At 27.6% G+C, this 12,602-nt stretch carries 9 protein-coding genes; all 9 read right to left on the bottom strand.

Annotation, left to right across the window (positions count from 1 at the left end; translation table 11 throughout):
- Positions 1–101: 101 nt before the first annotated feature.
- Positions 102–2,255, bottom strand: a complete 2,154-nt coding sequence (locus CIG1485E_RS00310) for a bi-domain-containing oxidoreductase (RefSeq protein ID WP_038452492.1) — start codon at positions 2,253–2,255, stop codon at positions 102–104.
- Between the two features lie 18 nt (positions 2,256–2,273).
- Complete coding sequence (asnB, locus tag CIG1485E_RS00305; RefSeq protein WP_051870884.1) at positions 2,274–4,118, bottom strand: asparagine synthase (glutamine-hydrolyzing); 1,845 nt, start codon at positions 4,116–4,118, stop codon at positions 2,274–2,276.
- Positions 4,119–4,203: 85 nt separating this feature from the next.
- Entirely contained in the window at positions 4,204–5,403 is a 1,200-nt protein-coding gene (locus tag CIG1485E_RS00300) for a hypothetical protein (RefSeq protein ID WP_144242161.1), read from the bottom strand.
- A complete protein-coding gene (locus CIG1485E_RS00295; RefSeq protein ID WP_038452488.1) occupies positions 5,400–6,503 on the bottom strand; it encodes a glycosyltransferase in 1,104 nt (367 codons plus the stop codon). The genes CIG1485E_RS00300 and CIG1485E_RS00295 overlap by 4 nt, the downstream gene beginning before the upstream one ends.
- A complete protein-coding gene (locus tag CIG1485E_RS00290; RefSeq protein ID WP_038452486.1) occupies positions 6,500–7,471 on the bottom strand; it encodes a polysaccharide deacetylase family protein in 972 nt (323 codons plus the stop codon). Before CIG1485E_RS00290 ends, CIG1485E_RS00295 begins: the two co-directional genes overlap by 4 nt.
- Positions 7,443–8,408, bottom strand: a complete 966-nt coding sequence (locus CIG1485E_RS00285; protein WP_038452484.1) for a peptidoglycan bridge formation glycyltransferase FemA/FemB family protein — start codon at positions 8,406–8,408, stop codon at positions 7,443–7,445. The genes CIG1485E_RS00290 and CIG1485E_RS00285 overlap by 29 nt, the downstream gene beginning before the upstream one ends.
- A complete protein-coding gene (locus CIG1485E_RS00280) occupies positions 8,392–9,471 on the bottom strand; it encodes a DegT/DnrJ/EryC1/StrS family aminotransferase (protein WP_038452483.1) in 1,080 nt (359 codons plus the stop codon). The genes CIG1485E_RS00285 and CIG1485E_RS00280 overlap by 17 nt, the downstream gene beginning before the upstream one ends.
- The gene (locus CIG1485E_RS00275) at positions 9,461–10,678 is read right to left on the bottom strand and encodes a glycosyltransferase (RefSeq protein WP_038452482.1); all 1,218 of its coding nucleotides are present in this window, start codon (positions 10,676–10,678) and stop codon (positions 9,461–9,463) included. The genes CIG1485E_RS00280 and CIG1485E_RS00275 overlap by 11 nt, the downstream gene beginning before the upstream one ends.
- On the bottom strand, positions 10,663–12,543 hold the full coding sequence (asnB, locus tag CIG1485E_RS00270; protein WP_038452481.1) for an asparagine synthase (glutamine-hydrolyzing): 1,881 nt from the start codon (positions 12,541–12,543) through the stop codon (positions 10,663–10,665). Before asnB (CIG1485E_RS00270) ends, CIG1485E_RS00275 begins: the two co-directional genes overlap by 16 nt.
- Between the last annotated feature and the right edge of the window lie 59 nt (positions 12,544–12,602).

The following is a 12,602-nucleotide window of genomic DNA, read 5'->3' as shown; positions in this document are numbered from 1 at the left end:
ATTTAGTAGTTTTCCTAATTTTATTTCTAACAAAATAAAAAAGCCTATAATAAATTTGACTAAATTTCAAAAATTTTACAGTGTTAAATAGCCTAATAAATTTATTCATTTATGTTTATCAAACTCTTTGATTTTATTGATTCTAGGATTTTAAAGGTGCATAATGTCGTATTATAGATGCTTGAAAAATCAATTGCCGGTTTTGCACCATTTTTTGCACTATTTATAGCATCTTTAAACGCTTTAAACTCACCAATAAATCCTTTATCTTGATTAGCATGTTTTTCTTTTGTGATTTTACCTTTTTTATATACGACAAGCTCTCTAAAATCGTTCATTTGCATACTTATGCCATTGCCAAATACTTCTATATATTCTTTTAGCATAGAAGTATCGCCATAAGCGTAATAATTTATAACAGCAGTGCTTCCATTTTTATAGTTTAGCACTATATTTACGTTATCTTCATCTGGGATTGACTGGTCTGATTTGCTCACAGTGGTTGCAAATACGCTACTTACATCACTACCTATCAAATAGCTACAAGTGTCAATAAAATGGCACACTTCTCCTATTATTCTGCCTCCACCTATTTGTCTATCTTGTATCCAAACATCTTTTGGTATTACGCCAGCGTTGATTCTGTAATTGATAGAAATTTGACCAAAAATTTGATCTTTCATCTTTTTTATCATAGGCGAAAATCTTCTATTAAATCCAACTTGAACCAAGCTTTGACCGCTATAAGCCAATTTGATCTGCTCTAGCTCTTCTTGCGTGATACAAAGCGGCTTTTCGACAAAGCAATGTTTTTTGTTATTAATAGCTTTTATGACTTTATTTGCATGATCGTTGTGCTTGGTTGTGATAAATACGGTGTTTATTTCGCCATTAGCAAATAGTTCATCACTATTTGTTGTGATGTATTTGAAGTCGTATTTTTTACCAGTTCCTTCTGCGCTTACTCCAGTAGCGGTACAAAGTCCAACCAAGCTAAATCCATCTACTTTTTGTAAATTTGGCAATATAACAGATTTTGTAAAATTACCAGCACCAATTAGCCCTACATTTATCTTATCTAAACCAACAGATTTTTCATATCTTTTGATAACTGCATGGTCTTTTAAGTATAAATTTGCTTTGTATTTTAGAACTATGCCTAGATATTTTTCTTTAATCTTTCCTTCTAAAAGATCATAAGCACTCATAGCATCATCAAATTCATAATAATGAGTTATAAGAGCCTTTGGAGTTACTTTTCCCTCTTGTATAAGCCCCAAGAAGCTTTCGAAATTCCTTTGTTCTGTGAATCTAACCAAATCGTAAGGATAGTCTATGCCTTTTTCTTCATACTGTGAGTCATAACGCCCAGGTCCATAAGCCATAGATAGCTTTATCTCTAACTCTTTTTTATAATATACATTTCTAGGGACATCCATACCAACCATCCCTACTAGCACAACCCTACCACGCATACGAGAGATCTCAGCAGCGTCTATTATGGGCTGATTAGAGCTAGTTGATGCTACTACAATAACAGCGTCCACTCCACGTCCTCCAGTAAAAGCATTTGCTCTCTGTATAAGCTCGCTGGCATGACACGCCTCATCACACCCAAGCTTTTTAGCTAGCTGCATTTTAGACGGATCTATGTCTGAAGCTATGACTTTACAACCATTAGCTTTTAGTAGTTGGACTGTAAGCTGTCCAAGAAGTCCAAGACCCATGACAGCTATCTTTTCTCCAAGGAGTGGAGCTGCTTGCCTAACACCTTGTAATGCTATAGCGCCTACAGTGACAAAAGAAGCATCTATATCATCAACCTCATCAGGAATCTTAACCATAAGATTTTTTGGTATATAGTTTATCTCTGCGTGATTTGCATATCCTGCACCACCACAAGCCACTCTATCACCGATATTTATTCCAGATAGATTTTCACCGACTTTAATAACCTTTCCAGCTAAGCTATAGCCCAGTGGAATAGGAGTATCTAACTTGGTAAAGACTTTTTCAAGAGTATTTTTTACGCCCTCTTTTTTCATTTTATCAATGACTTGTTTTACGAGATCTGGTCTATCTTTGGCTTTTTGGATCATCGATTTTTTAGCAAAATCTACAAGCATTTTTTCTGTGCCTGCACTAACTAAGCTAGCAGTCGTTTGCACTAAGGCTCCATTATCTAAGCACAATGGTGCTGGAACATCAAATAAACCTAGTTCGCCTGTTTTAAATGATTGTATTAGTTGTTTCATATTTTATTCCTTTGATTCTTAGTCAATATATCGCCTAAACCATTCTTCAAGCACTATCAAGGACCAAATATAAAGAGACCTATCTCTTTTATTGGTTTCATGTTCATGTATAATTTGTTTAATATATTCACAATTAAACAAACCTCTATTTTTTACACTTTGTTTAGATAAATATTCATCTATAAGTTTTTTTAAATCGTTTTTAAGCCATATACCCATAGGTGGATTTAGGCCTAATTTTGGCTTGTTTATTATGGTATTAGGAATTTTTCCATTAAGTATTTTTTTCATAAGATATTTGGTCTGACCATTTTTAATGCGATACTTTGTATCTACGCCAGTCACAAACTCTACAACCTTATGATCAATTAACGGAAATCTTACTTCAAAAGAATTAGCCATACTCATAGCATCACCATAAGCTAGAAGATTATTTGGTAAAAATGTTTTTAAATCTACTATAGAGCTTTTCAGTATTCCGTTGTTGCAATTTTGAGTTTTCCAAACATCCTTTACTATGTGTTTATATGCTTTATACTCTTTTAATAATTTGTTTAGTTCATTATCACTAAAATATCCAATCCAATCTTCATACATATCACTTTCATTTTTTGACAAAGAATTGATAAAAGTTTTTATTCTACGTAATTTATGATTTCCGCTTGAGTTTTCAGGTATAAAATCTGTAAATTTGGCAACCAAACTAAATAAGCTTTTTGGTATATGCTTTAGTTTTTGAGATAATAATACTGCTTCATATCTTGGGTATCCACCAAAAACTTCATCTCCACCGTCTCCAGCCAATGCTACCGTAGCTAATTTTTTGGTCTCTTTGGTGAGTTCGTATATTAAGAGAGATGTTGGATTACCAAATGGTTCATCAAAAGATTCTACCATTTTTGGAAGCAATTCACTTGCATTTGGATTTATAATTATCTCCGTATGATTTGTATTGAAATATTTTGCCATAATTCTAGCATCACTTGTTTCATCATATTTCTTAGCATCTTTAAAACCTAATGTATATGTATTTATTTTCTTACTACTATGTTTTTGCATATAATAGAGTATCATGCTACTATCTATTCCACCACTCAAGAATGATCCAAGCTCTACATCTGCTATCATTCTTAGTCTCACAGATTCATCAATCAATGAATCTAAAGAAGATACTACTTCATTTTCATTTATTTGCCCATATAACCCTTTGTAATCTTCTATATCCCAATATTTTTTTATTTTATATTTTCCATGTTGATAAGTCAAAGTATGAGCGGGCGGCAACTTCATAATATCTTGAAATATCGTATTTGGATATGGTATATATAAATAATGAAGGTATTGAGAAATAGCTTCATTATTTATATTAGGTTTAGAGCCTAGCACTTCTAATATCACTTTTATTTCACTAGCAAATATAAATTTACCATTTTGTGCATAATAAACAAATGGTTTTATACCCAGTCTATCTCTAGCACAAAATAATTTATCAAGCTCCTTATCATAAATAGCAAATGCAAACATACCTCTAAACTCATCTATGCAGCTTTCTCCATACTCAATATAACTATAAAGCAAAACTTCAGTATCAGATGATGTCTTAAAGTGGTATTTACTTTTTAATTTTTCTTTTATGGTAGCAAAATTATAGATTTCACCATTAAAGACTATTACATATCTACCGCATTCACTTATCATCGGCTGATTTGATAGACTATTATGATCTACTATACTTAAACGATTGTGTCCAAATGTAAAATTGCCCATTTCTACTTTTGAAGTATTATCAGGACCCCTATGAGATGCAATACTAAAGATCTTATCATTATTACTTTTAAAGTTAAACCCTATTATTCCGCACATTATTTCTAATCCCATAAAATACAAATTAATTTTTATTCTACAATATATTTTGCTATATAATATTTACAATCATTTTATCATAAATTTATGCATCATTGCCTCTTTTAATTATTACATAATGTATTATATTTATAATACCAATAGCTATCAATATATAACTGCCATACATGTAGGCACTTATTGGTGGATAATATGGCGTAAAACTTATTGATGATATACCTATAGCAAAAAATAAAGTATATTGTTTACAGTATAATAGCATAATCATAAATATTAAACCACACAATATATTTGTATAAATCAATATTGTATTTTCTGGTTTATATCCAAATCCATAAGAGCCTATGATATTCAATACTCCATTTTTTATAATCAATAAAGGATTTAATTGAATGATTTGTAAATATCTATCTTTTAAAACATCATAGTAATCATGTTTTAGCTCATCATCATCTGATATCAAAGAACTATTTATTATTTTATCTTGTATACTATTAAAATAATCAAAGCCACTTGTATCACTTAATTTTATATCAAAATCATTATTATATGCACCAATTCCTATATACATAGTATGCCATGGCCCAAAACTATAAGACTGAAAACAATTAATTAACCACAAAAAAAATATTATAGCGACTATAGATTTTTTCAGATTTTCTTTAATTGCAAACCATATAAAGAAAAATAATGCAAAAAATAGGATGGTTGGTCTTATTATATATGCGATAAACATAACAAAAGCCATTAAAAATATAATATTTCCAATTTTTTTATTACTTAAATAATAATATATAAAAATTGCAGCCGGCAAAAACTGCCAAAAATAATAATATGGAAAATTCACAAAATATAATATGATCGGATTAAGCGTATAAAAAAACAGGAATAGTAGTTTGTTTCTATTTATTGAGAATTGGTTAAGTATTAAAATAGATATTCCAATATGAATTAATTGTTGGAGCAATTGTATTGATTCTAGATCACCTAAAAAGAAAAATATTTTTGTTGCAATTATAGCTATGAAATAAAAGCCTATTGCCAAATACTCATATTGAACAATATTTTCGCTTTTTTCAAAGTTAAATTTAAATTGTTCTTCTCTTGTTAATTGTGAAAAATAATCAATTTGACTTTGATCTATATACATAGTCAAGCTAGAAAAATTAAAATTACTGGCAGCTGACAGATATGGGGCAACCCAAACACTTGATTGTGTTTGATGAAAATTCATTAAATACAGCATAAGAGAGGTGCATAATACAATCAATATATTTTTTATCATTTTTGAATAAACTCCGCCAATCTAATATAATCATTATCACCTAAATAAATATCTTTTGATATTTTATCAAAATTTCTAGATATTTGATTTAAATTAATATCGATTAATGCATTTAGTATTTCACCGCCATCACAACATTTAATAGTTTTTCCTATTTTATATTTTTCAACCAATTCTCCGAGATAAGTTTCACTACTAGTGATAATTGGTACTCTAAAATACATAGCTTCGTAAAATTTGTTTGGCAATGCAATTTTATTATTAAATGAGTCCCAAGAAGTTGTATCATATGACATATATAGGATATCAATGCTACCATATATTTTTGCACTATCCTTAAAAAAATTATATTCTCCAAAATATTTTATATTTTCATATGTCTTAGAATACTCTTTTATTAAGTATTCATAAATACCTTTACCATAAATATGCACTTCAAAGCGATTATCACCCTTTATCACATCAAATAGTGCTTTATACGGTTTACCTTGCAAAAGAAGACCTACTATACCTATAACTATTTTTTGATTATTGACTTTTTCTATTTTTGATGGCAGCATATTTAAAAGAGGTTTATTTTCTAAAATAAAATAATCTTTTTTGAATATTTTTTTATAGTAAATATCATAAAATTTGGGTGAGGTAACTATTAATTTATCAACGTATCTAAATATATATCGCTCAATAAATCTAATGATCTCTGATTTAAAACTATTCCTATAATTATAGCCCAATAAATCTGAAATTTCTAAAATAATTTTTGTAGTTATTCTAGAAAAGCACGTGCAAATTTTAAATATTATTAAAATGTCTATATTATTAACTATTATTATATCACTTTTATTCTGTTGAAATATTCTATATAATTGTTTAATCATTCTAAAATATGTAATTATCCTTTTTGTATAGTTACCATTTGATATATTTCCAATATTTATATTAGCAGAACAGTATTGTATATATTCACTTGACAGATCTTTCATATAGTCTCTATTGAAATATATAACACTAATTTCATATTTTTGACTTAAAAAATTAATCTGTTTTATAAATCTAGGATTTGGTTGGTGCGATAACAAAAAAAGAATTTTGGATTTCATACAATATCCTTGTATTTAATTACATTATAATTTTCACAACAATATTTCAATATTAAAAAAGACTCAGAACTAAAATTTTTAGGGTGTGCAACGTAAACTATAAGCTCTTTATTTGTATTTATCATATTTTTTACAAATACATCAAATGACATATAATCGCTACTAAAAGCATATTTAATAAATATACGTATTTTTTTTAGCAACTCAAAAAACCCAGAAGTAGAATATGCACCCTTTCCATTGCCATATATAGAATAAGCCCTTATTTTTCTTTTATTGTATAGAACACTAAAAATATTTAACTTAGTTACCGTTACAGGAATTTCTATAAAATCACCATTACTATCTTCTTTTAATGGATCATCAGCAAATTTCCAATATGGCTTATTAGGAGTTAACGAATAATCGTAATAATGTCTAGGTAAACTATTTTTTTTCATGCCAGGCAAGACACTAAAATCATATTTTATACCAATTTCTTTTAATATTTCTTTTACACTACTAAATGGTTGTACACACCATCCTCCAGCTCTAAAACTATCTATTTTATAATGTTGTGAAAATTCTTTACATATCAAATCTAATTCTTTAAATGAATCTTTTAAAATACTTGATATTTGCTCTTTATTTAAGTTATGAATTCTAAAATTCTCATAGCTCCTAAAACTCCATCTATCTTTTGATATCATATAGCTATCTATCCAATGAGGATGTATATGAAGCCCTATATCATTCCCATTTTTAAGCATATCCAATATCTGTTTTTTAACCATCTGATATCCGGATAGACATTGTTGCTTTAGGATTACTAAAAAATTAGCATCAATAAAGAAAATTCCATTTGCATTATGTCTTTTTAATGATTCCAAGATCTTTTGCGTTGGTTCAAGCATACACTTGTCTATGGTTCCACTATCTTTGCCTAAGTATAATTCGTAATCAAATGTTAATATTATTTTTTTCTTCATCTATAATATCCTTCTTACCCATTTTAAAATTATACAACATATTAAATAAGTCAAATTTCCATCTTTTTATTGGATATTTCCAAAGATAACCATATTGTAATAATGCACCAAACCTACTTTTGAATCTCTGTATACCTAAAAGCCTATCATTGTTAGTATGTATCCTTGCGCCAACAAAATCATAATATTGCACACCTAAACTTTTTAATTTCTTGATTATCTCCCAATGCAGTAGATTATTCGCACCCAAACTTACATTTTCACTAGTGCCGCCCCAAAAATAATAACCTTTATAGTTATCATACAAAATAATTGCCGCACTTTGCGGAATATCATCTAGATAGCTACAACCAATCAAACATGATTTTCTATTTGTTGATATAAATTCTAATAGTTTATTTTTATCTATCATAGACATATTATTTCTATATAATGTATCAAGAATGGTATCGTAAGCATCATCAAATACTTCATATCCAAATTTAATCACTACTCCATTAGCAATAGCTCTTTTTATTACATTTCTATGCTTCATATGGATATTTCGAAACAGTTCTTCTTCGTTAATCGATAAATCAACAATATAACTTCCAAAGTTACAATAAATAGCATTATCTGGATATATGTCAAACACGGCATTTGTTTTTGGTTGAGATATAAAATCTATTTTACCAATTTGTCTAAGCTTATCTATAGCCAAATTCAAAAACTCTTTTTCAGATTGTTTAGAACCATTTAAAATAATAGTTGAGCTTTGGACTTGCATATATCTAAATATCCATTTTTTTTTCTCTACAAAAGGAATTATATAGCAAAGTTTTTCATTTTCATATCCACATAACCAACCATAGTTTCTACCATTCATGCTTAAATAATCAGGATTTGATAAAATATATCCTAATTCTTCAAAATTATCATACTTAATAACTATTTTCAAATTCTAATACCTTGTCAAATATAAATTTCATCTTTTCTTTATCATCTTCTATTGGCAATTCAACGACACATTTATTTATAATTTTTGCATTAGGTAGATCTTGTAAATTATCGCTTACCATCTTATACCCATTTGAACTATAAATATTATTTTCTAACATAAATTTAATAAATATATCTGCTTTGTTACTTTCAAAAAATATCATTACAAGCTTATGGTTATTTGCGACACCTCTAATACTTTTTATTATTCTAAATGTTTTACTAATTTTAAATGCTTCCATAAAATCCTTTGAATATTTATTCCTAAATTCAAATTTATTATTTAGTATTGAAAATAAAATTCCACCCAAAATATTTTTTTCAAAACCGCATATCGCATCATTATTAATATTTACAAATTTATATAGCGCTCTAGATATTATGTTTACAAATTTTCTTAAAATACTATTATATTTTTTATATATACTATATCTATTTATATAAAAATCAAGCCATCTAAAATAATGCGTACAAAAATGATGTGTTCTAGCAATATCTATTGAATTTTTTGACCAAAAAAAACTTCCCATATGTCCCGCCGTTGGCTTACCTGGACTAAAAGAAAAAAACCCTGCATCTCCAAAAGTCCCAACAAACCTATCATCTAGTTTTGCTCCAAAACTTTGCGCACCATCATCTATCATATAAATATCATTTTCTTTACAATATTTTTCTATTTCAATTAAATTTGCTGGATTTCCATACATACTGGACACCAATACAACTTTTACACCATACAATTCAGATAACTTTTTAATAGATTCTAAAGATGGGTTTAGATCTTCCATATCTATATCATAAAAAAATGCTGATACTCCTAACTTTTTTATTGGCAACAAAACAGTCTCGCATATATATATGGGTATTAGAATTTTATCAACATCTATAGATTTTAAAATATGATAAATGGATGCCCTACCATTTGAAGAATATATCCAATTTTTGTCAGTAAATTTATTTAAATATTCAATATCTAAAGCTTTTTTGCTAAATTTAGGCGGTGTAAAGATACTAATTTTCATAAATTAACTCTTTCAATAATAAATCAACTTCTTTAATTTTTAAACTCATAGCCCATAAGTGCTTATCATCAATTATATTATTTCTTATCTTTTCCAAAAATAATTTATCACTAAATTTTAAAATAGCATCGCTGATCCCTTCGGTATCATAGTACTTACATGCTATCCCGTAATTATTATTGTTAATTATTTCCATTCCATCACCACTTGGCAGAGCTCCTATCATGGGAAGTTCTAAATTTATATATTCGTAAATCTTAGACGGAACACAAGCACCCAAATAGTCATTTGCTAAACTTACAAATCCAATATCTATATTTTCAGTCATAAATTTTAAAAGTTCTTTATGTGGCATAAAATCTATTAAGTGCACGTTACTCTCATATATATTGCATAGAGGTTTGTAGTTTTTGTAATTTCCTATAAAATATATCTCAATATTTTCTTTTTTACTGAGTCTTTTATACGCTTGATATAAAATTTCAGGTTTCTGAGTAGCGCTCATATTTCCTATATATGCTATTTTTAATTTATTTGATTTTTGATATCTATTGCCGACAATATTTATTTTTTCAATATAACCAAAATAATTACATTTTATTTTGTCCTTAAACTCTGGATATTTAGATATCAAAGAGGTTTGATTTGATTTTGAAGATGTAATAATAAGATCACTATTGCTTAAATATTTTTGCTCTTGAGCTTCCCTACTAATATGAAATTTGGTATTTAATTTTTTACCATGAACTAAAGTATAGTCTATGGGGTCGTGCAGATTTATAATAAATCTGCACGATTTATAATAAATCTGCGCGATTTTAAATTTATTTTTTAAAATAGACCCTAATTTTATAGTTCCAAGCTCACCTCCACTAGTAGCAAAAACAATATCATTTTGACTAACCTTATCTTTTAAATACTCAAAGGCATTACATACCCATTTATCAAGATAATCCTCATAGAATCCAATCCGTTCTAAAAAAGAAACCAATTTTTGAATATATTTGCCTTTAAATGGTATTTGCCAAATATTATTCTCTATAATAAAATCTCTATTGTTATAATTGGGCATTACTACTATAACCTCATACCCTAACTCTTGCAAATATTTCACCGCCCCATTTCTCATAAGAGGACCGCCACCTTTTTGATATGGATGATATGAGCGAGTTAGATAATAAATTTTAGGTTTTATATAACATTCCATACTTTTTTCCATTTATATAAACAATATACTCTCCATATAAAAGCCCAATCTTGATCTTTGCCTTCCTGATAAGAATTATACATATCTATCAATTTTTTTGTATTTATAAAGCCAAATAAGCCATTTTGTTTAATATCTCCAAATGCTAAATCTAAATCATCTTTCAAAATAGTTCTTTGCCATATCTCTTGAGGAGATACAAAACCCATTTTATCTTTTCTATCAAGTGTTTTTTGTGGTATTTTATTTTTTAGTATTTGTCTAAGTGTAAATTTTGAAATACCATCTCTAATTTTATCTTGATTACTTAAAGAAAATATACTTAAAACCAATCTATAATCCAAAAAGGGAAGTCTGCTTTCCAAAGAAAATCTCATAGAATTTTTATCTTCATATTTTAGATATTCCCTTAAAGCAGAAAAAGTCAAATTTTGATATAAATTATTTTTCAATAAATCTCTAAATTTATTGAAAGGTTTTGTTGGCATAAAATTACCATTAAAAATTTTATACTTATCTTTTCTAGGCATAAAAATACTAATCAAAGTTTTTATAAGCTGCATTAGAATATTCATAAATGATAAACTTCTATTCTTTTTAAAAGAGAAAATTTCATTTAAAAATAACTTAAATTTACAAGTTCTTAATAATTCTAAAAAATATATATAATAAAATTTTGTATATCCTGTAAATATTTCATCAGCACCCTGTCCATTTAAAAGAACAACTACATTTGTGTTTTCTTTTATATATTTATATATTTCATACTGAGAAAATACAGCTAAACTCCTAAAAGGTTCTTCTTGAATATAAATTAGCTCATCTATTATCTCATTAAAATTTGCAATATTAGGATAAATAAAATGTTTTTTTAAATCTAAATTCTCTGCAACAAATTCATCTATATACATTTTTTCGCTAAACTGTTCTTCATAAAATACTGCGGAAAAGGTTTGAAATTTACTTATATATTTTTCTTTATTAATTATTCCTAAAATAGCCGATGAATCAATACCACCACTAAGTAATGAACCAACTTCAACATCCGAACGCATTCTTAGTTTTATACTTTCCTTTAAATATCTTTCAATAATATCCTTTGAAGACTCAACATCAAAAAGTTCAAAATATTTTTTAATTTTTATATTTTCTTTGGAATAAATCATAAAAGTGCTCGGTTCAAGTTCATAAATATCTTTAAATAAAGTCTGCTTTGTATGATCTATGTGATTAAACCGCAAATATTCATATATCATCTGCTGGTTAGATTCTAACTTATCAAAAAAAGAACTTATAAATTTAATCTCACTTCCAAATATAAGATTATTATTTATAATTGAGTAATAAAGTGGCTTTATACCAAATCTATCACGAGTTAAAACAATATTATCTTCATCTCTATCATAAATTGCAGCCGCCCACATACCATTAAATTTATTAAAAGATTCTACACCCCAACAATGGTAAGCTTTTAAAAAAACCTCTGTATCACTATTAGTATTAAAATCATAACCTAAGGCTATAAGCTCATCTCTGAGTTCAATATAATTAAAAATTTCTCCATTATAAACCAAATATAGATTTTCAAAAACGAATGGCTGATGACCAAGCGGTGTTAAGTCTATAATGCTAAGTCTTCTATGTCCAAGCAGTAATGACGAACTATTTTTACTAACGATATGGGCATATCCTTTTAATTCTTCTATTGTATCATCCCCACTTAAAAATTCAAATGTATTATTTTCATTTCTAAAAATAAACCCCTCATCATCTGGCCCTCTATGGGCTATTTTTTTATGGGCTTGGTAATATTTTTTTGTTTTACAAGTATTTTGGTATGAAAAAAATCCACTTATTCCACACATATATTTTTTCCTAATTTGCAATCAATTTTTATAATATTTTTATTCAAATTACTACCTTG

The sequence above is a fragment of the Campylobacter iguaniorum genome, from assembly GCF_000736415.1.
GTDB lineage: Bacteria > Campylobacterota > Campylobacteria > Campylobacterales > Campylobacteraceae > Campylobacter > Campylobacter iguaniorum.
This window is presented reverse-complemented; position numbering and strand designations above follow the sequence as displayed.